General features: G+C 69.1%; 20 protein-coding genes and 1 pseudogene. 15 read left to right on the top strand and 6 right to left on the bottom strand.

Features of this window, described 5'->3' with window-relative positions:
• Positions 1-65 precede the first annotated feature (65 nt).
• A complete protein-coding gene (locus tag AC0Z36_RS11755; RefSeq protein WP_485462740.1) occupies positions 66-902 on the bottom strand; it encodes an enoyl-CoA hydratase/isomerase family protein in 837 nt (278 codons plus the stop codon).
• An 86-nt stretch (positions 903-988) separates the two neighbouring features.
• Here AC0Z36_RS11755 and AC0Z36_RS11750 point away from each other — a divergent pair, with 86 nt between their 5' ends.
• The 4 genes from AC0Z36_RS11750 (at position 989) to AC0Z36_RS11735 (ending at position 5,538) form a co-directional block, all read left to right on the top strand.
• Positions 989-1,939 (top strand): TIGR03619 family F420-dependent LLM class oxidoreductase, encoded by a 951-nt coding sequence (locus AC0Z36_RS11750; RefSeq protein ID WP_485462739.1) that lies wholly within the window; start codon positions 989-991, stop codon positions 1,937-1,939.
• Positions 1,940-1,980: 41 nt separating this feature from the next.
• Positions 1,981-2,634, top strand: coding sequence for an AAA family ATPase (locus tag AC0Z36_RS11745; RefSeq protein ID WP_485462738.1), 654 nt, complete (start codon positions 1,981-1,983; stop codon positions 2,632-2,634).
• A gap of 122 nt (positions 2,635-2,756) precedes the next feature.
• Positions 2,757-4,481, top strand: coding sequence for an N-acyl-D-amino-acid deacylase family protein (locus AC0Z36_RS11740; RefSeq protein WP_485462737.1), 1,725 nt, complete (start codon positions 2,757-2,759; stop codon positions 4,479-4,481).
• Between the two features lie 550 nt (positions 4,482-5,031).
• Positions 5,032-5,538, top strand: a complete 507-nt coding sequence (locus AC0Z36_RS11735) for a GtrA family protein (RefSeq protein WP_485462736.1) — start codon at positions 5,032-5,034, stop codon at positions 5,536-5,538.
• Between the two features lie 155 nt (positions 5,539-5,693).
• Here AC0Z36_RS11735 and AC0Z36_RS11730 read toward each other — a convergent pair whose 3' ends face one another.
• Positions 5,694-7,997 (bottom strand): hypothetical protein, encoded by a 2,304-nt coding sequence (locus tag AC0Z36_RS11730; protein WP_485462735.1) that lies wholly within the window; start codon positions 7,995-7,997, stop codon positions 5,694-5,696.
• A 330-nt stretch (positions 7,998-8,327) separates the two neighbouring features.
• Between AC0Z36_RS11730 and AC0Z36_RS11725 the strand changes: the two genes are divergently transcribed.
• Positions 8,328-9,158, top strand: a complete 831-nt coding sequence (locus AC0Z36_RS11725) for an LLM class F420-dependent oxidoreductase (protein ID WP_485462734.1) — start codon at positions 8,328-8,330, stop codon at positions 9,156-9,158.
• A 210-nt stretch (positions 9,159-9,368) separates the two neighbouring features.
• Positions 9,369-11,942 carry a bifunctional FO biosynthesis protein CofGH gene (locus AC0Z36_RS11720; RefSeq protein ID WP_485462733.1) on the top strand — a complete coding sequence of 858 codons (2,574 nt, stop codon included), beginning with the start codon at positions 9,369-9,371 and terminating at the stop codon, positions 11,940-11,942.
• 77 nt (positions 11,943-12,019) lie between these two features.
• Here AC0Z36_RS11720 and AC0Z36_RS11715 read toward each other — a convergent pair whose 3' ends face one another.
• Entirely contained in the window at positions 12,020-12,523 is a 504-nt protein-coding gene (locus tag AC0Z36_RS11715) for a hypothetical protein (protein ID WP_485462732.1), read from the bottom strand.
• Positions 12,524-12,767: 244 nt separating this feature from the next.
• Between AC0Z36_RS11715 and AC0Z36_RS11710 the strand changes: the two genes are divergently transcribed.
• Positions 12,768-13,874 carry an ADP-ribosylglycohydrolase family protein gene (locus AC0Z36_RS11710; protein WP_485462731.1) on the top strand — a complete coding sequence of 369 codons (1,107 nt, stop codon included), beginning with the start codon at positions 12,768-12,770 and terminating at the stop codon, positions 13,872-13,874.
• A 344-nt stretch (positions 13,875-14,218) separates the two neighbouring features.
• Here the strand turns inward: AC0Z36_RS11710 and AC0Z36_RS11705 are convergent, their stop codons facing one another.
• Positions 14,219-15,244 (bottom strand): LacI family DNA-binding transcriptional regulator, encoded by a 1,026-nt coding sequence (locus AC0Z36_RS11705; RefSeq protein WP_485462730.1) that lies wholly within the window; start codon positions 15,242-15,244, stop codon positions 14,219-14,221.
• 412 nt (positions 15,245-15,656) lie between these two features.
• Here AC0Z36_RS11705 and surE point away from each other — a divergent pair, with 412 nt between their 5' ends.
• Positions 15,657-16,643, top strand: a complete 987-nt coding sequence (surE, locus tag AC0Z36_RS11700; protein ID WP_485462729.1) for a 5'/3'-nucleotidase SurE — start codon at positions 15,657-15,659, stop codon at positions 16,641-16,643.
• 66 nt (positions 16,644-16,709) lie between these two features.
• Here surE and AC0Z36_RS11695 read toward each other — a convergent pair whose 3' ends face one another.
• Complete coding sequence (locus AC0Z36_RS11695; RefSeq protein ID WP_485462728.1) at positions 16,710-17,477, bottom strand: acyltransferase; 768 nt, start codon at positions 17,475-17,477, stop codon at positions 16,710-16,712.
• A gap of 121 nt (positions 17,478-17,598) precedes the next feature.
• On the opposite strand from AC0Z36_RS11695, the gene AC0Z36_RS11690 reads away from it, so the two are divergent.
• On the top strand, positions 17,599-18,639 hold the full coding sequence (locus tag AC0Z36_RS11690) for a zinc-binding dehydrogenase (protein ID WP_485462727.1): 1,041 nt from the start codon (positions 17,599-17,601) through the stop codon (positions 18,637-18,639).
• Between the two features lie 100 nt (positions 18,640-18,739).
• Here the strand turns inward: AC0Z36_RS11690 and AC0Z36_RS11685 are convergent, their stop codons facing one another.
• Entirely contained in the window at positions 18,740-19,174 is a 435-nt protein-coding gene (locus AC0Z36_RS11685; protein ID WP_485462726.1) for a YidB family protein, read from the bottom strand.
• Positions 19,175-19,366: 192 nt separating this feature from the next.
• On the opposite strand from AC0Z36_RS11685, the gene AC0Z36_RS11680 reads away from it, so the two are divergent.
• The 6 genes and pseudogenes from AC0Z36_RS11680 (at position 19,367) to AC0Z36_RS11655 (ending at position 25,130) form a co-directional block, all read left to right on the top strand.
• Positions 19,367-20,548 (top strand): thiolase family protein, encoded by a 1,182-nt coding sequence (locus tag AC0Z36_RS11680; RefSeq protein WP_485462725.1) that lies wholly within the window; start codon positions 19,367-19,369, stop codon positions 20,546-20,548.
• Between the two features lie 2 nt (positions 20,549-20,550).
• Positions 20,551-21,264, top strand: a complete 714-nt coding sequence (gene pcaH / locus AC0Z36_RS11675) for a protocatechuate 3,4-dioxygenase subunit beta (protein ID WP_485462724.1) — start codon at positions 20,551-20,553, stop codon at positions 21,262-21,264.
• A gap of 1 nt (position 21,265) precedes the next feature.
• Positions 21,266-21,844 (top strand): protocatechuate 3,4-dioxygenase subunit alpha, encoded by a 579-nt coding sequence (gene pcaG, locus AC0Z36_RS11670; RefSeq protein WP_485462723.1) that lies wholly within the window; start codon positions 21,266-21,268, stop codon positions 21,842-21,844.
• Entirely contained in the window at positions 21,834-23,165 is a 1,332-nt protein-coding gene (gene pcaB / locus AC0Z36_RS11665) for a 3-carboxy-cis,cis-muconate cycloisomerase (protein WP_485462722.1), read from the top strand. The genes pcaG and pcaB overlap by 11 nt, the downstream gene beginning before the upstream one ends.
• Positions 23,162-24,303, top strand: a pseudogene (pcaDC, locus tag AC0Z36_RS11660) (bifunctional 3-oxoadipate enol-lactonase/4-carboxymuconolactone decarboxylase PcaDC). Before pcaB ends, pcaDC begins: the two are co-directional and overlap by 4 nt.
• 35 nt (positions 24,304-24,338) lie before the next feature.
• Positions 24,339-25,130: an IclR family transcriptional regulator gene (locus tag AC0Z36_RS11655; protein WP_485462721.1), complete on the top strand. Its 792-nt coding sequence runs from the start codon at positions 24,339-24,341 to the stop codon at positions 25,128-25,130.
• Positions 25,131-25,151: the final 21 nt, after the last annotated feature.

The following is a 25,151-nucleotide window of genomic DNA, read 5'->3' as shown; positions in this document are numbered from 1 at the left end:
AAAGTCCCCTTAACGATCTCTAGAGGGGACTTTTGTACATGATCGAAGCGGCAAATTTCGGGGAGTTATTTTCCCTGGAAGACGGCTGGCTTGCGGGCGGCCTTGGCGCTGTAGCCCTCCACGGAGTCCTCGGAAGTGAGAGTGAGGGCCGCAGACACGGCAGTGAGCTGGAGCGCGTGTGCCATGCCGTTGTCCGCGAACGCGTCGATCGACCGCTTGATGGACTGGACCGCCAGCGGGGCGTTCGCCGCGATTTCCGCGGCGACCGCGCGCGCGGCCTCGTCCAGGTCCGCCACGGGAACAACCTCTTGTACGAGATTGAGCCGCGCAGCGGTCGCCGCGTCGATCCGGCGGCCGGTCAGCGACAGCATCTTGGCCCAGCCCGCACCTGCCTCCCGGGCGATCCGCAGGTCGCCGCCGGCGTCCACGGCGACGCCGATGGTGGCCTCGGGCAGGGCGAACTTCGCGTCGTCGGCGGCGATCCGTACGTCAGCCATCAACGCCAGCTCAAAACCAAAACCGAGGCAGTAGCCCTGTACGGCGGCCACGATCGGCTGCGGCAGTCCGGCGAAGACCGTGAAACGCTCGTGCACCCAGCGCAGGCCCTCGGCGTAGTTGCGGGTCCGCTCGGAACTGCTGCGCCCGGTGATCGCGCCGCCGGGGGCGGTCACGTCGATGCCCGCGCAGAACGCCCGGCCCTCGGCGCGCAGCAGCACCACCCGGATCGAGTCGTCGAACCTGATCCGGTCCGCCATGATGCCCAGTTGCCGGGTGGACTCCCAGCTCCACGCGTTGAGTTTCTCCGGGCGGCACAGGGTGATGACCCCGATGCCGCCGTCGGTGACCTCCAGGTTCATCCGTACCTGATCTTCTTCAATGGTCGGATCGGTGGTGTTGATCACGTGAAGCTCCTTGCGCGCGGCCTTGTCTGACGATGCGTTAGATCGGAGTATGTGACCCTCGCACACCAGAGACAAGGGAGCCTTCTATGGCCGCGGTCCTGCCCCCGGGCACGCTGCACTACGGCATGCAGCTGCCGGTCCAGTCCCAGAGCAAGCTGTACGCCGAAGCGTGGGAAGCGGACTCGGGCCCGGTCGAGCTCGGCCAGGTCGCGCAGGCCGCCGACCGCAGCGGCTTCGCGTACATCGCGGTCTGTGACCACACCGCGATCCCCCGCGCTTACGCCGGAGCCATGGGCACCGAGTGGTGGGACACCATGACCACCCTCGGGTGGCTGGCCGGAATCACCTCGCAGGTGCGTCTGATCAGTCACGTGTCGGTCCTCGCCTACCGGCACCCGATGATGGTCGCCAAGGCGTTCGCCACGCTGGACGTGATCTCCGGCGGGCGCGCGGTCATCGGCGCGGGCGTGGGGCACGTCGAGGGCGAGTTCGAGATGCTCGGCCTGGACTTCAAGGACCGCGGCGCGGCGCTCAACGAGTCGCTGAAGGTGCTCGATCTGGCGCTGCGGGACGAGTACGTGACGTACGAGGGCAAGCGGTTCACGATCCAGGACATGGGCCAGCGGCCCCGTCCGGTGCAGGGGCCGCGTCCGCCGTTCTGGATCGGCGGCTCGGCTCCGGCCGCGTTGAAGCGGGTCGCGGTGCACGGCGACGGCTGGCTGCCGCAGGGCAACCCGCGCGAGACCTACCCGCAGCAGCTGGCCGAGCTCAAGCGGCTGCGCGAGGAGGCCGGGCGCGGCGACGAGCGCCTGGACATCGGCGCGATCACCGAGACGCTGTACGTCGGGGAGCCCGGGTGGGAGGTCGGGGGCCGCACCGTCGCCGGGAAGCCGGAGGTGCTCGCCGAAACCCTGCGCTGGTACGGCGACCAGGGCGCGAACCAGATCCAGGTACGGTTCCGCAGCCGGGACGTCGCCGAGCTCGTGGACCAGATCGAGCGCTTCGGGGCCGAGGTCGCGCCGCTGCTCAACGGCTGACCGTTGCGGAGTGGCGCTGGCGGGCGGGACTCGATCTCATCGTGCCCACGCTCGACTACCGCCTCGCCGCACAGTTCTGGGGGATCAAGGACCTGCGCACTGCGATGCTGACCAATGCGATCGTGGGCGGGACCCCCGCCTACCGACGTGAGTTCACGCAGGACGACACGCCGTCAGGGGCTGCTGACTTCGACGACTGGGTCGTCCGCGCAGTCCTCAACCCGGGGCGTCCGCTCTTCCGTGAGGCCCGGTACCTCTTGGCGGAAGAGCCGGAGATGCGCGACACCGCTCTGTACCACTCGGTTCTCGCGGCTATCGCCCACGGGAATGCCGCGCGCAGCGGTATCGCCGACTGTCTCGGCCGGAAGTCCACTGACCTCACGCACCCGTTGGGTGTGCTCGAAGACGTCGGCATGATCACACACGAGACTGACGCGTTCCGTAAGAACCGATCCGCCTACCGCGTCGCCGAGCCGCTGGTTACCTTCTACCACGCCGTCATGCGTCCGGTCTGGGGCGATCTGGAACGCCCCGGCCGGGCTTCGGCGGTCTGGCAGCGTTCCCAGTCGACGTTCCGCAGCAAGGTCGTCGGACCGCACTTCGAGGACATCTGTCGCACGTGGGCCCGCTGGCACGCGGATCCCGTGATGCCTGTCTCATCGGGTCGCCGACCCCTGGCGATGACATTTATCTGACATACCATCAGGGAATCGGCGCGGTGCGGCGCGGCAGACTCCTTTACGGACCAAGCACAGACCCCGCGCCGCGCCTGAAGACCGAAGGCAGCGCAGGAGTGCGAAGCAAAGGAGTCCGGGCCATGCTCGACCACCTCATCACCGGAGCAACCGTCGTCGACGGGACGGGCGCACCGTCGTACAAGGGTGACGTCGGCATCCGCGACGGCAAGATCGTCGCCGTCGGCCCGGCCGGCAGCGTCACCGAAGAGTCCACGAGCGTCGAGAACGCCGAAGGGCTTGTCCTGGCACCCGGCTTCGTCGACCCGCACACGCACTACGACGCGCAGTTGCACTGGGACCCGTACGCCACCCCGTCGGTGAACCACGGCGTGACCACGATCATCGGCGGCAACTGCGGCTTCACGCTCGCCCCGCTGAAGGCGGTCGACGCCGACTACACCCGCCGGATGATGGCAAAGGTCGAGGGCATGGCCCTCCCCGCGCTTGAGAACGGCGTCGACTGGACGTGGGAGAGCTTCGGCGAGTTCCTCGACAAGCTCGACGGCAACACCGCAGTCAACGCCGCGTTCATGGCCGGGCACTGTGCGATCCGCCGCTACGTCATGGGCCCGGACTCAGTCGGCGAACAGGCCACCCCGGCGCAGATCGCCGCAATGGTCGACGAGCTGAAGAAGGCCATGGAGGCCGGCGCGATCGGCTTCTCCACCGGCCAGTCGAACCACACCGACGGCGACGGTCAGCCCGTCCCGTCGCGGCACGCCACGCCCGAAGAGATCCTTGCCCTGTGCGCAGAAGTCGGCAAGCACGAAGGCACCCAGCTCGAAGTCATCGTCCAGGGCTGCCTCGACCAGTTCTCCGACGACGAGATCGACCTGCTGGTCAAGATGACCACCACGGCGGGCCGTCCGGTGAACTGGAACGTGCTGACTGTTGACTCGGCTGCGCCGGACCGCGCGCCGCGGCAGATCTTCGCCTCCGAGCAGGCGAAGAAGGCCGGCGGCAAGATCGTCATCCTGACCATGCCGGTCCTGGTGCCGATGAACATGTCGTTGCTGACCTACTGTGCGCTGAACCTCATGCCCACCTGGGGCGAGATCCTGTCGCTGCCGGTCCCGGAGCGCATCGCCAAGCTGCAGGACGCGGACGTCCGGGCAGCGATGGTCAAGCACGCGAACTCCCCGGAGGCCGGCGTCTTCCGCCGCCTGGCCGACTTCGGCCGCTACGTCATCGGCGACACCTACTCCGAGGCCAACAAGGGCCTGTCGGGCCGGGTCGTGGCGGACATCGCCGCTGAGTGGGGCACGGACGAGTTCGCCACGCTGGTGCAGATCTGCGTCAACGACGAACTCCGGACGATCCTGTGGCCCATGCCGACCGACAACGATGAGGCGTCCTGGCGACTCCGTCAGGAGATCTGGGAGAACGAGCACGTCATCCTCGGGGGCTCGGACGCCGGGGCGCACCTGGACCGCATGTGTGGCGCCACGTACACGACCCGCTTCATCGGCGACTCGCTGCGCGGCCGGAAGCTGGTCCCCCTTGAGCGTGCGGTGCAGATGCTGACCACCGAGCCGGCCCAACTGTTCGGCCTGCGCGACCGCGGCAGCATCGCCGAGGGCAACTGGGCCGACCTGGTCCTGTTCGACCCGGCGACGATCGACTCCGGCCCGGCGCGGCTGGTGCACGACCTGCCCGGCGACAGCCCCCGGCTGACGGGTGAGGCCATCGGCATCGTGTCGGTGCGGGTCAACGGTGTCGAGACGATCCGCGACAACCAGACCACGGGGGCCGTCAACGGCACCCTGCTGCGGTCAGGCCGGGACACGGCGACGGTTTCCTGCTGAGGTGCTGAGGTGCTGAGGTGCTGAGGTGCTGAGGTGCTGAGGTGCTGAGGTGCTGAGGTGCTGAGGTGCTGAGGTGCTGAGGTGCTGAGGTAATTCCCGGCCCGGTCAGGGGCGGGGCTGGTGAGACATCCGGGCGGCCGGTGACGCGTTTGTGCGTCACCGGCCGGGGACAGGGCCAGGGTCTCCGGGCGTCCCCGGTGCGTGGACCAGGGATGTCCTCCACCCCCCCCAACGCGTCCACCGGCAGCCGCATTTCCCAGCGCCGGAGGACGATGACGCGGGCCCGGAGACACGGGCGGACACCGCGCACCACCATACGGGCGACCTCGAAGAGGTGAACTTTCCCCTTCCGGCTGCGGTTCACGTGTCACGGCGAGCCGTCCCACAGTTCGCCTATCAGAGTGTTCATCAGAATCCGCTGCCCTGCGCCGGCCCGACTGCGGCCGGGATGCCGGCGTCTGAAAGCACGGCTTCAGGGCACCCGGTATGTCCCGTGTCCTCGCCGCAGCCCGGAGAGTCCGGAGCAGCTCCGCCTGAAACAGGAGTTCCCGTGTTCCATTCCGTACGGAAGAAATTCCGCGCCGTGCTCCCGGAAATTCTCCGCTTCGCCACGGTGGGGGGCGCCGGATATGCGTCCGACGTCCTCATCTTCAACACGCTCCGTGCCGCGGCGGACGTCGGGCCGCTCCCGGCGAAGACGGTTTCGCTTCTGGCGGCGACTGGCGTCGCATTCTTCGGAAACCGCTACTGGACCTACAGGGACCGGATTTCCCAGACCTCGGACGCCGGCCGGGTCGGCCGCCAGTTCCTGTCCTTCACCGTCATCAGCCTGGTAGGGATGGCGATCCAGCTGCTCTGCCTGGCCGTCTCGCACTACGGGTTCGGCTGCACCGGGCTGCTCGCGGACAACATCGCGGGCAACGTCGTGGGGATGGGGTTCGCCACCGCGTTCCGCTTCTGGGGGTACCGGACGCTCGTCTTCCGGCACGATCCTGTGCAGGCTCAGGCACCGGCGCGGACCGACCAGTCTTCACTGGCGGGCGTCCCCGCCCGGTGACACCCGGGCTTGCAGAGCCGCACTGAGGGACTCGGCATTTCCCCGCATAAGGAACCACACCCCCGCCCATGAAGAAGGCCCCGGACCAGTGATCCGGAGCCTTCTACTGCACCTCGCCGGGGCAGAGTCCCTCGATCAATCCCGCGCTTGCGGTGTCATTTCGGACTGGTCGGGGGCAATACGTTCGATGCGGAGGACGTGAGGAAAAATCCGTCTCCCTGAGAGAAGACGAACGCCCTGTCGGTGGGGATGTCGAGCGGCAGGCGGATGGTGAACTTCCCCTGCGCGTCCGTCCGTAGGGTCCCTAGATAGTCGGCTGTCTGCCACAGATCACCTTGGGCGGGACCGGCCCTGCCGACGACGGGCGCCTCCGGGACCGGCTTCCCGCACCCGTCCAGGAGTCGGCCCTTCAGGATGTCCGCCTGCTTCGGGCCGGGGTTGCCCTCTTCCGGAACGCGCTTGACGTCCAGTGAACTGCCCTTGCGCATACAGGCGTCCGGCCAGTGGCCCAGCTCGAAGAGGGTGGCGCCCTCGATCACCTGGTCTGCGGAGCCGACCCGCTTGAACTTGTCGGGTGCGAGCCCGGCCGCCTGGTAGGCGTCCTTCTCGGTGGCGAAGGCCGGTCCCGCCAAGAGGTAGTGGGCCCCGGCCGCGCGCAGACGGTGGGCCATCTGCTCCGGGTCGCCGGTTGCGGTGATCGCCACCGGACGGCGGCGCAGATCGTCGCCGAACAGGGGGTGGGTGAAGGGCTGGGAGCCCGTGGGCACAAACCCGATCACCGCCCCGGCGGGCAGGGTGTCCAGTACGGCGTACTGGTGCCACGGCGAGACCTGTTGCCGGTGCAGCCTGCCCTGGGCGGCGTCGACGACCCGCATCGCGCTGGTGTCGGGGGAACCTGGGGTCGCTACAGCGGTGGCGCCCAGACTCCACACCCCCGCGGCGGCGGCGGCGACCGCGACCGGGAGCGTGACGGCGGCCGAGGTCGCCCAGGTCCAGGTACGGCCCGCCACCAGACCGGTCAGCAAGCGGGCCAGACGGTCCAGGCTGAGCGCGGCCAGCGGAACCGCACAAACGTAGGTCAACAGGATGTACCGGGCCCACCAGGGGGCCGGGCTGGCCAGCAGGGTAAGGATTCCGGTGACCGCCAGAGGCACGACGGGGCCGTGCCGGTGGGTGCGGGAGAACATCCACATCCCCACGGCGGCCAACGAACCAGGCAACACCAGGAACAGCCACAGGGGCCCGAACCCGCCGACGCGGACGTCGTACCCCGGCGTGGTCGCCGGACCGGTCAGGCCGGTGGTCCAGGATTGCCACACCTGCTGCAGGTCGCTCAGGCCACGGAGTTCGGGAGGCGTGTTGGACACGATGATCACGTCGAAGACGGTGCCCGTCCCGGTGAACCCGAAGACGGTGAACGGGGTGAAGGGGTTGCCGACGGTGACCAGGTTGCGCAGATACCAGAAACCGCCGAGGGCCAGCGCCGGAGCCAGTACGAGGGCGATCCCCACCCGCAGGGAGAAGGAGCCCAGGGGGGAAGCGTTACGGAACGCGCCTACCGCCGACACTGCGACGACCAGCACGACCGGCAGCACGACCAGGATGGTGGGCTTGGTCGCGCAGGCCATGCCGGTGGTGGCGCCCAGCAGCGTCAGACGCATGACAAAGGCGGCACGCGGCAGTTCACCGACCTGCCGCAGCGCGCAGGCCTGGTAGAGCGCCGCCACCCCGAGCGCGGCGGCACCGGCGTCGACGTAGGCGGTCGGGGCCTGACCCAGGACGGCCGGGGTGCCGAGGAACACCAGTGCACCCAGCAGGGCGTACGGGCGCCGGGCGCCGAGCAGCCCGGCGAGGCCTGCCACCGACACCGCGCCCAGCGCGAGCACGGGGAACTGTGCCAGGGCTGCGTACCGCATCGTGTGCAGGAACACCCCCGGCCACGCCATGAGCAGTTCCATGTTCAGCGGATAGGCGTCGGTCCACTTGTTGATGCCGCCCTGGCTGATCCGGCCGCTGGTGATCCAGTGGTCCGGGCCGGTCAAGTGGTACATCAGACCGTCATAGTCCAGGTTCGGCAGGTAGAACACTTGAGCGGCCGCCGCCACGTACAGACCGCCGACCACAACTGCCAGGGCGCAGGTCGCGGGGTGGTGTACCACCGCGCGGACCAGACTTCGGATGGGGCGTCGGCCCTGGGGGAACCGGGCGGTCACCGGTCGCCGCACCGCGAAGACGGCGCAGACGACCGCAACACCGCAGCAGGTGAAAGTCAGGGCTACGGGGTTGTACGCGGTCACGACGCCGCCCACGGCCAGGGAGATCAACACGACTGCGGCCAGGAACGCGGACAGGATGAAGGTGGCGCTCTCACGGTAACCCCGGGGGTTACAGCGGGCCGCCAGGAAATAGGCCGCGAACAACAATGCGGCGCTCGATACAAGCAACTGGGTTAGTGGCACATATTCACTGTGCCTATGACAGGCGATACTTCGTGTCGGACACACTTGGTGCAGCAATTTTTCAGCCTGTTGATGCTTTCCCAGGGCTGATTCCACTGGTGATGCCGGGAGGACCGCATCCCGCCCGGTCGCGGGCACCCCCGTCCGGAGGCTGGGGGAGGATCCAGCCGCGGAGGGCCGCGGGGTGGACGCCGGAGGCGAGTCGGAGGCGAGTCGGAGGCGAGTCGGAGGTAAGTCGGAGGTAAGTCGGAGGTAAGTCGCGACACCGTTTCTGACTAGTCGTCAGCCCCTGGTTATGGTGGGCTCCTCGCACCACTCCGGGAGGCCCCAATGCGCATCGGCGTGACCATTTTCCAGACCGACCTGCTCATCAACCCGGTCGAGCTGGCCCGCGAGGCGGAGGCCAGGGGCTTCCACTCGCTCTACCTCCCCGAGCACACCCACATCCCCGTCAGCCGGCAGACGCCGTGGCCGATGGGCCGCGATGAGGACCTGCCGGCGGCGTACTCCCGCGTCCTTGATCCGTTCATCTCACTGGCGGCGGCGGCGAGCGTGACTTCGACGATCATTCTCGGTACGGGGATCAGCGTCGTCGCCGAGCACGATCCCTTGTCGTTGGCCAAGGCGGTCGCGACCCTCGACCACCTGTCCGGCGGGCGGTTCGTACTCGGCACCGGATTCGGCTGGAACAAGGAAGAGATGGCCGGCCACGGGGTGGACTTCGCCCAGCGCCGTGAGGTCACCCGGGAGTACGTCCTGGCGATGCAGTCCCTGTGGCGGGACGAGGTCGCGGAGTTCCACGGGGAGTTCGTGGACCTGGAGCCGAGTTGGGCCTGGCCTAAGGCGCCGGGCGTGCGGACGCTGCTCGGCGGCGGGGCCGGACCCAAGATGTTCGCGCACATCGCGGAGTACGCGGACGGCTGGCTGCCGGTCGGCGGCGGCGGTCTCACCGAGGCGCTGCCGAAGCTGCGTACGGCCTTCGAGGAGCGCGGGCGCGACCCGGAGACCCTTGAGGTGATCCCGTTCGGCACACTGCCGAGCGAGGCCAAGCTGGCCCACTACCGGGAGACCGGCTGCACCGAGGTGGTCCTGCGACTCCCCGAGGGCGGGCGGGACGAGGTCCTGCGGGCGCTCGACGAGCACAGCGAGTATCTGGACTGACGGGGAATAGTCCGACTCAACGGCTGTTGTCGCAGGTGCTGTGCATATCTAACCGTGTAAGTGATGTGGAGCACCTGTGATGGAGCCGCACCACCCGGCTGCCTACTCTGGGTCTGTTCGGTGCCTGTTCGAATCGTGGGTCCCGTACGTCCACAATCTGTGCTCCGGCACAGCGCCCTTGAAAGAACGACTGACAGCGAAGGTTGTCGAATGACCCAGGCACCGGCGGACGCCGTACCCACCCAGAACAGCATGCGGCGCGCCCTGCGCCGGGCCCGGGACGGGGTCATGCTCGACGTCGCCGAGGCCGCGGTGCTCCTGCACGCGCGGGGGGACGACCTCAAAGATCTGTGCGCGTCGGCGGCCCGGGTGCGGGACGCTGGGCTCGACGCCGTCGGCCGGCCTGGTGTCATCACGTACAGCCGTAAGGTCTTCATCCCCCTGACACGGCTCTGTCGGGACAAGTGCCACTACTGCACCTTTGTGACCGTTCCCGGGAAGCTCAAAAAAGACGGCCACGGGATGTTCCTGTCGCCCGACGAGGTCCTGGAGATCGCCCGGCAGGGGATGGCGATGGGCTGCAAGGAAGCCCTGTTCACCCTCGGCGACCGGCCCGAGGACCGCTGGCCCGAGGCGCGTGAGTGGCTGGACGCGGCCGGTTACGACGACACGCTCTCGTACGTCCGCGCCATGGCGATCCGGGTGCTTGAGGAGACCGGCCTGCTGCCGCACCTCAACCCGGGTGTCCTGTCCTGGACGGACTTCCAGCGGCTCAAGCCGGTCAGCCCGTCCATGGGCATGATGCTGGAGACCACCGCGACGCGTCTGTGGTCGCAGAAGGACGGGCCGCACTACGGTTCGCCGGACAAGGACCCGGCCGTGCGGCTGCGCGTCCTGGAGGACGCGGGGCGCTCCAACGTGCCGTTCACGACCGGCATCCTGATCGGCATCGGCGAGGACAAGACCGAGCGGGCCGAGTCCATCTTCGCGATGCGGAAGGTCGCCCGGCAGTACGGCGGCATCCAGGAAGTCATCGTGCAGAACTTCCGCGCCAAGCCGGACACGGCGATGCGACACGTGGACGACGCCGACCTGAACGAACTGGCCGCGGCGATCGCGGTGACCCGGATCGTGCTCGGCCCGAAGGCGCGCGTGCAGGCACCGCCGAACCTCGTCGGCCAGGAGTACGCGCTGATGATCGACGCGGGCATCGACGACTGGGGCGGCGTCTCGCCGGTGACCCCGGACCACGTGAACCCGGAGCGTCCGTGGCCGAACATCGACGAGCTGGCGGCAAAGACCGCTGAGGCCGGTTTTGCGCTCAAGGAACGTCTCACCATCTACCCGGAGTACATCCAGCGCGGTGAGCCGTGGATCGACCCCCGGGTGCTGCCGCACGTGCGGGCGCTGTCGGATCCGACGGGGATGGCGATTGAGGGGAAGAAGCCGGTCGGCCTGCCGTGGCAGGAACCGGAGGACATCTTCACCGCTACGGGCCGTACGGATCTCCACACGACCATCGACTCCGAAGGCCGTACGACCGACCGCCGCGACGACTTCGACAACGTCTACGGCGACTGGGAGTCCCTGCGCGAGCAGGTGGCGGCGGGCACGTACGAGCGGGTCGACGGTGACCTGAAGGGCGCACTGGCGCAGGCTGCTGACGATCCGTCAAAACTGACGGACAGTGAAGCGCTGACCCTGTTCTCGGCGGACGGCCCCGCGCTGGAAGCGCTCTGCGGTATCGCCGACGACCTGCGCCGCGACACGGTGGGCGATGAGGTCACCTACGTCGTCACGCGGAACATCAACTTCACCAACGTCTGCTACACCGGCTGCCGGTTCTGCGCGTTCGCACAGCGCCGTACGGACGCCGACGCGTACACACTGTCGTTGACCCAGGTCGCCGACCGGGCCGCGCAGGCCTGGGAGGTCGGTGCGACCGAGGTGTGCATGCAGGGCGGGATCCACCCGGACCTGCCGGGGACGGCCTACTTCGACATCGTCAGGGCCGTCAAGGAACGTGTGCCCGGGATGCACGTGCACGCGTTCTCCCCGATGGAGATCGTCAACGGCGCGACGCGCACCGGCATGTCGATCCGCGAGTGGCTGACGGCGGCCAAGGAGGCCGGGCTCGACTCGATCCCGGGCACCGCCGCTGAGATCCTCGACGATGAAGTCCGCTGGGTGCTCACCAAGGGCAAGCTGCCGGCCGCCACCTGGGTCGAAGTGGTCTCCACCGCACACGAGTTGGGCCTCCGCTCGTCGTCCACGATGATGTACGGCCATGTGGACAACCCGAAGCACTGGGTCGGTCACCTGCGGCTGCTCGGCGAGATCCAGGACCGCACCGGCGGCTTCACCGAGTTCGTGACGCTGCCGTTCATCCACACCAACGCGCCCGTCTACCTGGCCGGCATCGCCCGCCCGGGGCCGACGACGCAGGAGAACCGCTCGGTCATGGCCATGGCCCGGATCCTGCTGCACGGCAAGATCCGCAACATGCAGACCAGCTGGGTCAAGCTCGGTACGGAGGGCTCCCGGCAGGCGCTCACCGGCGGGGCGAACGACCTCGGCGGGACGCTGATGGAGGAGACCATCTCCCGGATGGCCGGCTCTGAGTACGGCTCGTACAAGTCCATCGCCGAACTGGAGGAGATCGCCTCCGGCATCGGCCGCCCGGTGCGGGTCAGGTCGACGACGTACGGCGAGGTGCCGCAGGAGCGCATCGACACCGCGCGCAGGCACGACGGGAAGCTGCCGGACCTGTTGCCGGTGGTGTGAATGTCTTAGCGGTCGCTTGAGGCTCCTCCGCCGGTCTGTGACTGGCGGAGGAGCCTCTTCTTTGTGTTACTGAACCTCTACGGCTGGAAACTCGCGTAAACCTGGTCGTAGGTGTTGCGGACCGTGATCAGGCCGCTCTCCGGTCCGGACACCCAGAAGTCGTAGGTGTGGCCGCCCACGACGTAGCTGAGGTTGACCGACCGACGCGGTGTCCCCTTGTCGTTCCAGCTGAACTCCCGCTTCGCCGCTGTGTTCCCGCGGTAGGTCGTCCGGATCAGCCCGATGAGTTTGTAGCCCGGGTTGTCCTTCGCCCCTGAGGCGTCGTCCCTGCTCAGGTCGGCGTACGGATCACCCGATGCGTCGCGTGCGTCGACGCGCGCCCCGAGCCGGAAGACGTTGCCTGGGCTGTGGTGGAAGATCCGGCCGTCGCTGTCGGTGGACCGCTCAGTCCAGTCGACCGGTACCAGAACCGAGAAGCCGGCCGGGTCGTTGATCCGCTGATAGCCGGACTGCGCAGGGGTGTTCGTGGCGGTCAGTGTGGTGGAGCCGGTGAGCGTCGCGATGCCGAAGTCGGTCAGCACCGCCCGGCCACGATCCGGTGTGCGCTGTCCACAGTGGTCCCCCCGATCTGTGGCAGCCTTCGGTCCGCTGCCCACACTGTCGGAACGAATGTACTGATGCCCGCGTATGCCGATGGCGTGAAATCGCTTCCGCGGCATGGAATCCGGGGTGTGACCAACGAGACGTCAGGCACCGCGCCGACCCCCGGTGTCCGACCGCGCCGGTACGCTGCGGCGGACAATGGGCAACGGGGGAAGCGGGTAGATGGCGGTGGAACTACCGATGGCCGGACTGTGGTCCCGGGGACAACAGCAGGATTTCCGGTCGCGGATCCGCGGCTGCCTGCTCGGTGGGGCGGTGGGGGACGCACTCGGGGCGGGGATCGAGTTCCTCAGCCTGGACGCCATCCGTGAGCAGCACGGCTCCGACGGAGTGACCGGTTACGTCCCGGCTTATCAGCGCATCGGGGCGGTGACGGACGACACCCAGCTGACCTTGTTCACCGTCGACGGGCTGATCCGCGCGCATGTGCGGCGGGACGTCACCGGCGGGTGGCACCCGCCGACCGACGTCCACGCCGCCTACTTGCGCTGGCGTTCCACCCAGACCGAGTGGGGACCCGACGAGCGGCTCAACGACGGCTGGCTGGTGCGTGAGGAGTGGCTGTACGCGGTTCGGGCCCCCGGGCACGCGACCGTGCGCGGCCTGGAGGACGGTCCGCGCGGCACGCTCGACGCGCCGCGCAACCCGGATGCGAAGGACGTCGGCGCGCTGATCCGCTCCGCGCCGTTCGGCCTGTTGGCCGGCTGGGAGCCTGAGCTCGTCTTCCAGCTCGCGGTGGAGAGCGCCGTGCTGACGCACGGACACCCCACCGGCTACCTGGCCGCCGGCGTGTTCGCGTCGATCGTGCACGGAGTCCTGCGCGGAAGACAGTTGGAGGACGCCGTACGGACCGCTCTCGCGCAGGTCGAAGCAAGACCCGGGGGCGGCGAGGTGGCGGCCGACCTCTACCGGGCCCTTGAGCTGGTGCGTGACGGGATGCCCAGCACGGAGCGGGTGGAGTCCCTGGGCAGCGCCTGGGTCGCCGAGGAGGCTCTGGCCATCGCCGTCTACTGTGCCCTGACCGCGCCTGACATCCGTACGGGAATGCTGACCGCCGTCAACCACTCAGGTAACAGTGACTCCACCGGGGCGTTGTGCGGGGCGCTGCTCGGCGCGGTGCACGGGGAGACGGCGCTGCCCGCCGACCTGGTGGCCGAGTTGGAGGGCCGGGGCACGATCCTGGCGCTGGCCGACGACTTCGCGATGGAGCTGACCCACGGAGCCGAACTGCACGGCGAGAGTGCCTGGCTCAAGCGCTACCCGGTCTGACCGTACGGCTGCGTGGGCGCGGCCCGTAGGGGAGGCCGGTCGGTGGTCTTGAGGGAACTGCCCGCGCGGGGCGCGGCTTCGGATCGGCAGTCGCACACCGAGCGGTACCGGCAGGTCTTGACGGGAGCGCCCGGCCTTCATGTCGACACGACTCACGCCCCGGTGTGTTCAGCGTCGAGGGGGATTCCGAAATCCCCCGGGGCGGTTGCCGCCGGGGCGGCTGAAAGTCGTAACAGTGTTCGCGTTTTCGAGCGGCCCTGCGTTCGGGCTCATCACCGTACGTTGACGTATGGAAAATTGGTCAACGGCCTTGTGTTCAAGTATGAATTCTAGTCAGATCGACACTATGTGGTCGCCCGGACAATCACATGCGGAATCAGCAGCGGCTGGGGAGCCGTTTCGGCGGCCCCGGCCACCATTCCCAGGCGTTCGCGGACGACTTCGGCGATGGCCTCGCCGAAGTCCTTCACCGGCCACGTGACCGAGCTGAGCGCCGGGGTCACCGCCGCCGCCACCGGGATGTCGTCCACGCCGACCACGGCGACGTCCGCCGGCACCCGCAGGCCCTGCGCGTGTACGGCGGTGACCACCGCGAGGGCGACCTCGTCGTTGTACGCGCACACCGCCGTGGCGCGGTCCGCGCCGCCGGACAGCACGCAGTCGGCCACCGCGGTGGACGCGGCCGCGGACTCCAGCGGCACCCTGCACACCTGCGGGGCGGGCGCGCCAGCCGCCGCGCAGGCGTCCCGGATCGCCGAAAGACGCAGGTCACGCAGGCGCTGTAGGTCGCGGGAGTCAGCGTCCGCGTAGACGAGCCGCCGGTGCCCCAGGGCCAGCAGGTGCTCGGCCTGGGCCTGGCCGATGGCGTACTGGAATCCGTCGAAGGTCAAGTCGTCGTGCGGCCCGCCGTCCGCGAACGGCTCGACCAGCTCGACGTCGGCGTTCTCCAGGAGCTGCCGGGCCTCCGGAGTCATGTCGTCGGTCAGCAGGACCACCGCCGCCGGGCTCATCCGCAGCCAGGCCCTGACCGTGCCCGGGTCCACCAGGCCGCGCCCCAGCGCGGCGACGCACACCAGGTCGCGGCGGGCGAGGGCGTGCCCCGTCTCCTCCATGATCGTGGTGATCGCGTGTCCGAGCGGGAGTATGGGAAGCGCCATCAGGACGACGTCACTCCGTCCCTTGCGCAGCGCCCTGGCGCCCGCGTGCGGGTGGTAGTCGAGGCTGTCCGCAGCCTCTTTGACGCGTTGTCGGGTGGCTTCGGAGATGTGCTGGTCCGGGGCGTCGTTGAGGACGTAGCTCACCGTCGCGCGGGACACACCCGCGAGTCGGGCGACATCGGCGCTGGTGGCCCTGGTTCGGCTGGTCTTCACCACTCCATGATCTGTCTTTCAAGGGGTGAATGATTGGCGGGGCATTGCAATGTCCGCGTGTTCACCTTAGTTTCGCTACCCGCAGGACGACACGTGTCCGGTACGCCCGGTCGGGGTTCGCAATCCGGACGCCCGTTTTCCCGTCCCGCGGAGGATTCCGGCCGCCGAATACGACTCGGTGACACGTGTTCTTTCCCCATCGGCAAGGTGCGCTCCATCCGTGCCCGACAAGATCGTCAGCAGTCGCTCCGAGTGATCCCAGCTGCGCAGCCGACCCGTGCGCAGCCGATCCGTGCGCGGTCGGCATCGGCCGAGCTCAGATGTGAGTCACCGACTGAATCCGCACCGCCCCGCACCGCCCCGCACCACACCGCCCCGCCCCGCATCTCCCCAGGCTTCGGAGGCTGAAAAAATGGTACGCAGCGTCAGAAAGACCACACTCCTCATCACCAGCGCTGTGGCCGCTACGGCGGTTGCCGTGGCCGTACCCGTGGCGATGGCCGACGGTGGCGCCAAGGGCAACGTCGAAGCGACGCAGAAGCACGGCAAGCCCCCCACCGTGCCGAAGAAGCTGAAGATCCTGCTCAGCAACGACGACGGATACCGCAGCCCGCTCCTGCGGGCGATGCAGAAGGCCCTCCAGGCCGCCGGCCACGAAGCGGTCATCGTGGCGCCGGCCGGCGATCAGTCCGGCAAGGGCACCGGCATCAACGCCTCGCCCGGCTCCACCGTGAAGGCGTTCCAGGCCGAACCGGGTATCTGGGCGGTCGAGGGCACCCCCGGCGACGCCGTGCAGTTCGGCGTCGCCAACGTGTTCACCGACGGCAAGCCCGACCTGGTGGTCTCCGGCGTCAACTTCGGCCAGAACGTGGGTGGTTCGACGAACCACTCGGGCACGGTGGGCGCTACCGTCGCGGCCAACGACAAGGGCATCCCGGGCATCGCGATCAGCGCCGAGTACAACTTCTCGGACCCGACGAACCTTTTCCCGTCAGGCCCGGCCGCCGCCGCCTTCGCGCCGGTCCTGGTGCAGAAGCTCATCGACACGGCGGGCCGCGGGCCGCTGCTGCCGCCGCACACCTCGCTGAACGTGAACTTCCCCGTCAAGCCGACCGGCAAGGTGGAGTTCACCAACGTCGGCCAGGCGGACAACATCGTCACCAAGTACGTGCCGGACCCGGGCAACTGCGCGACCTGCTTCAAGGTCGACCTGAGCCTGGACCCGAAGGCGGTCGAGCCGGTCCGCAACGCGGACACGACGGCGATCTCCAAGGGGTCGGTGAGCGTTTCGCTGCTGACCGCCGACTGGACGGCGTTCGGCTGGCAGTGGGGTCAGCCGCTGAGCATGTTCGACGTGCAGGCGACCAAGTGGCGGCTGGACGACCTGAAGATCAAGTAGCCCCTCCGGCCACTACTGCCCCTGTCCGGTACGGCCCGCCGCACAGGCGGCCCGCATCGGACGGGTTCAGGCGTTGTCCTTGACCGCAGCGCTGTCCGGCACTCCCGCTTCGGCCTCCAACGAGGCGATCAGCGCCAGGAGTTCCCCGTGCGTCACGCCCTCAGGGACCGGCTTGGGGAGGTTCCGCAGCGGCGGGTCCCACGTCTTCAGCTCCGGGTCGTAGCGCCGCACGACCTTGGCGGGGACGCCCGCGAGCACGGCGTGGTCCGGGTGTTCACCCCGGACGACCGACCCGGCCGCGACCACGGTGTTCCGGCCCAGCTTCACGCCCGGCAGGATGACCGCTCCCGCGCCGATCCAGCTGCCTGGCCCAATCTCGACGGCTTCGTTGATCGGCCACTGCCGCCCGATGGGCTCGTCAGGGTCGCCGTACGAGTGGTTCTGGTCGGTGATGTAGATGTATGGGCCGGTCCACACGTCGTCGCCGAGGGTGATCGAGTGGTGTCCGACGATGTGCGAGCCGCGGCCGACGGTGCAGCCGTCGCCGATCCGCACGACGGCGTCCGGTCCCAGATCGTGGTCCGGGGACAGTCCGGCGGACAGGGTCACCTGGTCGCTGATGACGCAGCCGGAACCGATGGTGATCCACCGCTCGCCGAAGACGTTGCCGAGCGGGAAGGCGAGGCGGGTCCGGTCGCCGAGGGCGCGGAAGCGGTACGGGCCCGGGTGCTGTGCCGTCACTGATCCGTGGTGCTGCGCGGCCCGCCAGCCGGCGTGCACGGCACGGGACACCGCGCGGCGGCCCAGGGCGCCCAGGGCTGTGGTGATCGACATGGGTTCACCGTACCTACGTGACCGAACAGTGCGCAGTGATCCCTGTCATGTCTACTGACGGTCCGTTAGATTTTTGGTGTCGAGTCGGACTGTAACGCTGTCACAGAAAATCGGAGGGGCCATGCGCGCCGCAGTCATCAACGGAGTCAGGGACGTCACTGTCGAGGAGGTCCCTGACCCGGTCCTCAAAGACGCCACCGGCGCGGTGGTCAAAGTTGAGGCGAGCGCGCTGTGCGGCTCCGACCTGCACTTCTACGATGGTGAGTTTCCCGTCAGCGGCCTGATCCCCGGGCATGAGGTCATCGGCACGGTCGTCGAGGCGGGTGCGTCGGCTGAAAAGGTCAAGGCCGGTGACCGGGTGCTGGTCTCGCCGGTCCTGGGCTGCGGGGTCTGCGCCGGGTGCGTCGCGGGGAACCCCGTGGACTGTGTGGCGGGTCTCAAAGTCCTCGGCGCCAGCAACGACCTGCCCGGCGGGCACGCGGAGTACGTGGCGATCCCGGCGGCGGACCGGTTCCTGCTGCCGGTCCCGGCGGACCTCAGCCTCGACCACGCCGTGCTGCTCACCGACGCACTCCCCACCGGGTGGACCGCCGCGTCCCGCGCCGACATCACGCCCGGCTGTACGGTCCTGGTCATCGGACTGGGCCCGGTCGGGCTGTACGCACTCCAGTCCGCGCAGGTGCTCGGTGCCGGCCGGATCTTCGCCGCGGACCGGGTCCCGGAACGCCTGGCGATCGCCGAGAGCCTCGGCGCGGAGCCGGTGGACGCGTCGGCGGGCGACCTGGCCCAGCAGATCAAGGCGCTGACCGGCGGTCGCGGCGCGGATGTCGTCATCGAGGCGGTCGGCCAGGACGCGACGCTGACCGCGGCGCTCAACGCCGTCCGTACGTCCGGCACGGTCTCTGTGGTCGGCGTCAACGCCAACTTCGCGTTCCCGCTGGCCGCGCCGCTGGTGCTGATCCGCAACACGACACTGCGGTTCACGACCGCGCCGGTCCCGGCGACCTGGCCGGTGCTGCTGCCGCTGATCCAGCACGGGCGGCTGAAGCCGGTGGACGTGTTCACCCACCGGCTGCCGCTGTCCGACGCGGCTGAGGGGTACCGGCAGTTCGCGGACCGGGAGAACGGGTGCCTGAAAGTGCTGTTCGACCCGGCGGGGTGAAGCATCCCGCGTTGACCATGGGAATAGCGCGTCGTAATCCGGGCAGTCCAGCCGCCCGTTTCGCAATATCCCCACGATCAACACGACGTGCGGTGCGGGCTCAGGTCGCCGGCTTGTCCAGCAGGCCCTTGAGGTCGGTGCTCAGCGCCTCCTCGGAGGGGAGCTCCCCCTGCGGACTGACCTCGTTCACCAACTGCGGGAGCGCCGCCGCGAGTTCCGCCGCGGCTTCCTCACGGGTGACACCGGCCTGGGCCGCGAGCTTGTCGATCGCCTCAGTGCCCAGTGCCTCAGTCAGCTCCTTGCCGCTCACTGGCTGATTGTTGCCGGTGTCCACCCAGGACTTCACCTGCGGACCGAGGCCGCCTGCCTGGAGCTTGCCGAGCATGCCGCCGAGGCCGCCGCTCAACGCCTTCCCGGCCAGCGCGCCGAGCACGAGTTTCATCACCATGCTCTGCACGCCGCCGCCCTTGCCGCCGCCGAGCAGTCCGCCCAGCAGTCCGCCCAGGCCGCCGCCCATGCCACCCATGCCGCCCATCGTGTGCTCCTCTGCTGCTTGCCCGAGGGGAACTTCAGTTTCATCGTGGGCCAGAAGTGGTCACTGCGCGCGCTGAGCGGATTGCGGGACGTGCGCTTCCGTTCACCGGAAGAGTCAGTCGTACGGAGATCCCACAGCGGGCATCGTGTGGACTGAGCACCCACACCTGCCAGGACTAGGGACGGACACCCGATGAACGGTCTGAAGGACGTCTACATCGTCGACGCCGTGCGCACGCCGATCGGGCGGTACGGCGGCGCGCTCGCCGGTGTCCGGCCTGACGACCTCGCGGCAGCGGCCGTCCGCGCGCTTGTCGCCCGTACGCCCGGCCTTGACCCTGTTCTCATCGACGACGTCTACTTCGGCGCGGCCAACGGCGCGGGGGAGGACAACCGCAACGTGGCCAGGATGGCCGCGCTGCTCGCGGGGCTGCCGACCTCCGTCCCCGGGGTGACCGTCAACCGGCTGTGCGCATCCGGCATGGAGGCCGTGATCCAGGCGGCCCGCGCGGTCGCCGTCGGCGACGCTTCGATCGCCGTCGCCGGCGGGTCCGAGTCGATGTCCCGCGCCCCGTGGGTGCTGCTCAAGCCCGGTAAAGGCTTCCCCGCCGGGCACGAGACCCTGCACTCCACCACCCTCGGGTGGCGCATGGTGAACCCGCGGATGCCGCCGGAGTGGACGGTTTCGCTCGGCGAGGCGACTGAAGGCCTGGCGGCGGCGTACGGGATCAGCCGCGACGCACAGGACGCCTTCGCTGCGGAATCGCACCGCAAGGCCGATGCGGCCTGGAACGCGGGACTGTTCGATGCGGAAGTGATCCCCCTGGAAGGCCTGACACGGGACGAGTCGATCCGGCCGGGGACTTCGGTGGCGAAACTCGCCACGCTGAAGCCCGCGTTCAGGCCGGACGGGACCGTCACCGCGGGCAACGCCTCACCGCTCAACGACGGTTCGGCCGCACTGCTCATCTGCGACGAGGCAGGACTGCGCGCAACCGGCCGCGAGCCGCTGGCCCGCATCCGCTCCACGGGTGTCCACGGCGTCGACCCGCAACTGTTCGGCACCGGTCCGGTCGAAGCGGTCAACAAGGCACTGGCGAAGGCCGGGCGGACGTTCGCGGACGTTGACGCTTTTGAACTGAATGAAGCCTTCGCGGCGCAGTCGCTGGCCTGCCTGAGCGACTGGAAGGACCTCGACCCCGCTGTCGTCAACCAGCAGGGCGGAGCCCTCGCACTGGGCCACCCCCTCGGCTGCTCGGGGGCCCGGCTCCTGGGCACCCTCGCCCACCAGCTCGCCCGGCGCGGCACCGGCTTCGGCCTGGCCGCCCTGTGCATCGGCGTCGGCCAGGGCCTGGCCGTCTCCCTCGAAAGGTGAACATGACCCACGCTGAGTCCGTTCGGGTGACGACCCCAGGAACCCCGGACCACCACCCCGACTACGCCTTCGCGGACTACCGCAGCACGGCGCTGCGCTCGCCGCAGCAGGCACTGGTCATCCCGCCGTCCCAGGAGTTGGAGCTGACAGGTCCGACTTTTGGGCACGCTGACGTCCACCCGTTGGACAGTGACCTCACCCGGCAGCACAACGGTGAACCGCTCGGCGAGCGCATCATCGTCACCGGGCGGGTCCTCGACGCCGGCGGGCGCCCGCTGCGCAACCAACTGGTGGAGATGTGGCAGGCCAACGCGGCGGGCCGCTACCAGCACAAGGGCGACCAGCACCCGGCCCCGCTCGACCCGAACTTCACCGGTGCGGGGCGCTGCCTGACCGACGACGAGGGCCGCTACCGGTTCACGACGGTCAAGCCGGGCGCCTACCCGTGGAAGAACCACCACAACGCGTGGCGGCCCGCGCACATCCACTTCTCGCTGTTCGGGACGGCCTTCACCCAGCGGCTGATCACCCAGATGTACTTCCCGGGTGATCCGCTGTTCGCGTTCGACCCGATCTTCAATTCCGTACGGGACGACAAAGCCCGCCGCCGCATGATCGCGTACTTCGACATGACGGTGACCGAGCCCGCGTGGGCCCTGGGCTACCAGTGGGACATCGTGCTGAACGGTGCCGCGGCCACCCCGATGGAGGACTGACATGGCTGTCGACACGGTGGGTCCGTGGGACACGGACACCCAGCCCAACCGGGACCTCGGCCCTACCCCGTCGCAGACCGTCGGGCCGTTCTTCGGCTACGCGCTGCCGTTCGACGGCGGCGCTGACCTGGTGCCGGCGTGGAGGAACGATGCCGTACGCATTCACGGCACGGTCTTCGACGGAGCCGGTGTGCCGGTCACGGACGCGATCGTGGAGATCTGGCAGGCCGACGCGGCGGGGGAAACCGCGTCGGTGGAAGGGTCTCTTGTGCGGGACGGTGCCACGTTCACCGGCTGGGGCCGGGCCGCCGTGGACCGCCTCGGGCACTACGCCTTCACTACCGTCCGGCCCGGTGCCGCGCATCCGTACATCGCGGTGTCGGTCTTCGCCCGCGGCATGCTCAAGCGCGCGGTCACCCGGATCTACTTCCCGGGCGCACCGGGCGCACCGGACGCGCTGCTCGACATGCTCCCCGCGGAACGCCGTGACACGCTGATCGCCCAGGACGAAGGCGGCGCGACCTACCGCTTCGACATCCGCATCCAGGGCGAGCGGGAGACGGTCTTCCTTGCTGTGTGACTTCTCTGACGGGCTTTTGGAGCCGGTGCGCGCGGGCGCGGCGGTTGAGTCGGCGACGTCAGACACGGCCTACCTGCAAGCGATGCTGGACGCGGAAGCCGCGCTCGCCCGTGCGCAGGCCGGACTCGGGCTGATTCCGGCTGAGGCAGCGGCGGCTATCGGAAGCGTCGCTGATGCGGGGCGCTACGACCTGCCGGCCTTGGCGGTGCGGGCGCGCGGGGCGGGCAATCCGGTTGTGCCGCTGGTCAAGGACCTGACTGCGTTGGCGGGACCGGCGGGGGAGTACGTCCATCGCGGGGCCACCAGTCAGGACATCGTGGACACCGCGACGATGCTGGTCGCGGCCCGGACGCTGGACCTCGTCCTGCCCGAACTCGGCCGTACAGCAGGCGCGTTGGTCAGGCTTGCGGAGGAACACCGCGACACAGTCATCGCCGGGCGCACCCTCAGCCAGCACGCGGTCCCGACTACCTTCGGCCTGAAGGCGGCCGGATGGCTGACGCTGGTCGACGATGCGATCGAAAGAGTGACGGGAGTACGGGAGTCGCTGCCGGTTCAGCTCGGCGGCGCGGCGGGGACGATGGCCGCGCTGAGTCTCCATCAGCTCGCGCCTTTCGCCAGGGAGTTGGGCCTGGCCGAGCCGGTCCTTCCGTGGCACACACTCCGTACGCCCATCGCCGATCTCGGCGCGGCGCTGTCGTTCGCCTCCGGTGCGCTGGGCAAGTTCGCCACCGATGTGGCGCTGCTGGCACAGACGGAGGTCGGGGAAGTCGCGGAGCCTGCCCTTGCGGGGCGGGGTGGCTCGTCCGCGATGCCGCACAAGCGCAATCCGGTCCTGGCCACGATGATCGTGACCGCGGCGCGGCAGGTCCCGGCATACGCCTTGATTCTGGCCCAGTCGATGCTGGCCGAGCACGAACGCCCCGTGGGGGCCTGGCACGCCGAATGGCAGCCACTGCGGTCGGCGCTGCGCCTGGTGGGCGGGGCGGCAGCCACAGCTGCCGAGTTGGCCGGGGGCCTGACGGTCGACGCCGCCCGGATGCGCGACAACCTGGACCTGACCCACGGGCTGATCGTCTCCGAGCGGGTGGCGGCGGAGTTCGCTTCCGTGCTCGGTGTGAATGATGCGAAGAAACTGCTGACCAGAGCGGCTGCGGAAGCTGTGGCAGCCCGGCGGCACTTGCGGGATGTCCTGGGCGGTGAGCCCGCTGCGCAGGGTCTTGACCTGGATGACTTGTTCGATCCGGCAGCCTATACGGGTGCTGCGGGGAAGCTTGTGGACCGGGCGCTGGCAGCCCATAGGAAGAGGAGCAGCGGATGACGGCGAAGCTCAACCACCGGTTCGACGGGCCCGCGGACGCCCCCGTCCTGGTGCTCGGCCCCTCGCTCGGCACAACGTTGGAGATGTGGGACGCCCAGGTCGCCGAACTAGCTTCGCGTTACCGGGTGTTGCGCTACGACCACCGTGGTCACGGCGAGTCGGAGACCGCGCCCGTGACGTCCTCGGTCGGGGACCTGGCGGCGGACGTCATCGCGCTGGTGGACACGTACGCTGTCGACCGGTTTTTCGTCGGTGGTGTCTCACTCGCCGGCGCTGTTGCGCTCTGGATCGCCGTCGAGCACCCGGAACGCGTCAACGGCCTGATCATGTCGTGCAGTTCGGCCCGCTTCGGGGATCCGCAGCTGTGGCAGGACCGGGCCACGCTGGTCCGGGACCAGGGTATGGCGCCGCTGGTCGACGCCACCCTCGGCCGCTGGTTCACACCTGGATTCCGTGAGCGGGAACCGCAGCTTGTGCAGCCGGTCCGCGGGATGCTCCAGGGCATGGACCGGGAGGGCTACGCCGGGTGCTGTGACGCACTGTCGACGTACGACCTGCGCGGGGAGCTTGGCCGGGTCACCGCCCCCACGCTGATCATCGGCGGCGAGGACGACCCCTCGACCCCGCCGGAGCACGCGCGTGAGCTGGCGGACGGGATTCCCGGGGCTGAGTTGTTGATCGTCGCTGATGCGGCGCACCTGGCGAACATCGAGCAGGCGGCGGCTGTTACTGCGGCTGTGAACACCTTCCTGGAGAAGAACGCGTGAGTGATTCGTACGACGAAGGCATGAAGGTCCGCCGCGAGGTCCTCGGCGACGCGCACGTGGACCGCGCGGTCGCCAACACGACCGAGCTGACCGAGGACTTCCAGAACCTGATCACCCGCTACGCCTGGGGTGACATCTGGACCCGCCCGGGCCTGGACCGCAGGATGCGCAGCTGCGTCACCATGACCGCACTGATCGCGCACGGCCACTACGACGAGCTGGCCATGCACCTGAAGGCGGCCCGCAACAATGGCCTGACCTGGGACGAGATCAAGGAAGTCCTGCTCCAGACGGCCGTCTACTGCGGCGTTCCGGCGGCGAACTCAGCCTTCGCGGTGGCGCAGCGGGTCCGTGCCGACCTGGGCGAATAGTCTGCCGGGGACACTGTCTGCGGAAGGACCCCGTCATGCCCGATCCCGTTCAGGGGGTGAGTGCCGCGCCGATCACGGTGACCGGCAAGGTCATGGCGATCCTGGAGGCGTTCACGGCCGGTGACGTACGGCTGACGCTGACGGAGGTCTGCCGGCGTTCGTCGCTCGCGCTGGCCACGGGGCACCGGCTCATCGGTGAGCTGACCGAAGGTGGATTCCTGGAGCGGCTGCCGGACGGCACCTACCGGGTGGGCGTGAAGCTGTGGCACATCGGCGCCCAGGCGCACGCCGCCACCGGGCTGCGGGAGCTCGCGCTGCCGTACATGGAGGACTTGTACGAGGCCACGCACGAGAACGTGCAACTGGCGGTCCTCCGGGGGACCAGGGCGCTGTATCTGGAGCGGCTGCGCGGCCCCCGCTCGACTCCGGTCCTCACCAGGGTCGGGGTCGAACTCCCGTTGCACGCGACGGGCGTGGGCAAGGTGCTGTTGGCGTACGCGTCGGCTGAGGTCCAGCGGGAGGTGCTCGGGGGAGTGCTGGTGGCGGTCACCGCGCAGACCATCACCGACCCGGCGGTGCTGCGGGACACCCTGGAGCTGATCCGCAGCAACGGTGTCGCGACCACAAACGGTGAGATGACAATCGGGGCGCACTCGGTCGCGGCTCCCGTGCGGGACGCGGCCGGGGAGGTGGTGGCAGCGCTGTCGCTGGTGACGGCGCGGCGTGGAGCCGACCCCCGGCGGCTGGTCCCCGCGGTGACGACGGCGGCGCGGGCGCTGTCCCGGGATGTGGCGCAGCACTGGAGCGGGGACTTGACGGTGCGGTAGCGGAAAATGCGCCGGCGGTAA

This window comes from Kitasatospora sp. UYEF31, assembly GCF_057291755.1.
This window is presented reverse-complemented; position numbering and strand designations above follow the sequence as displayed.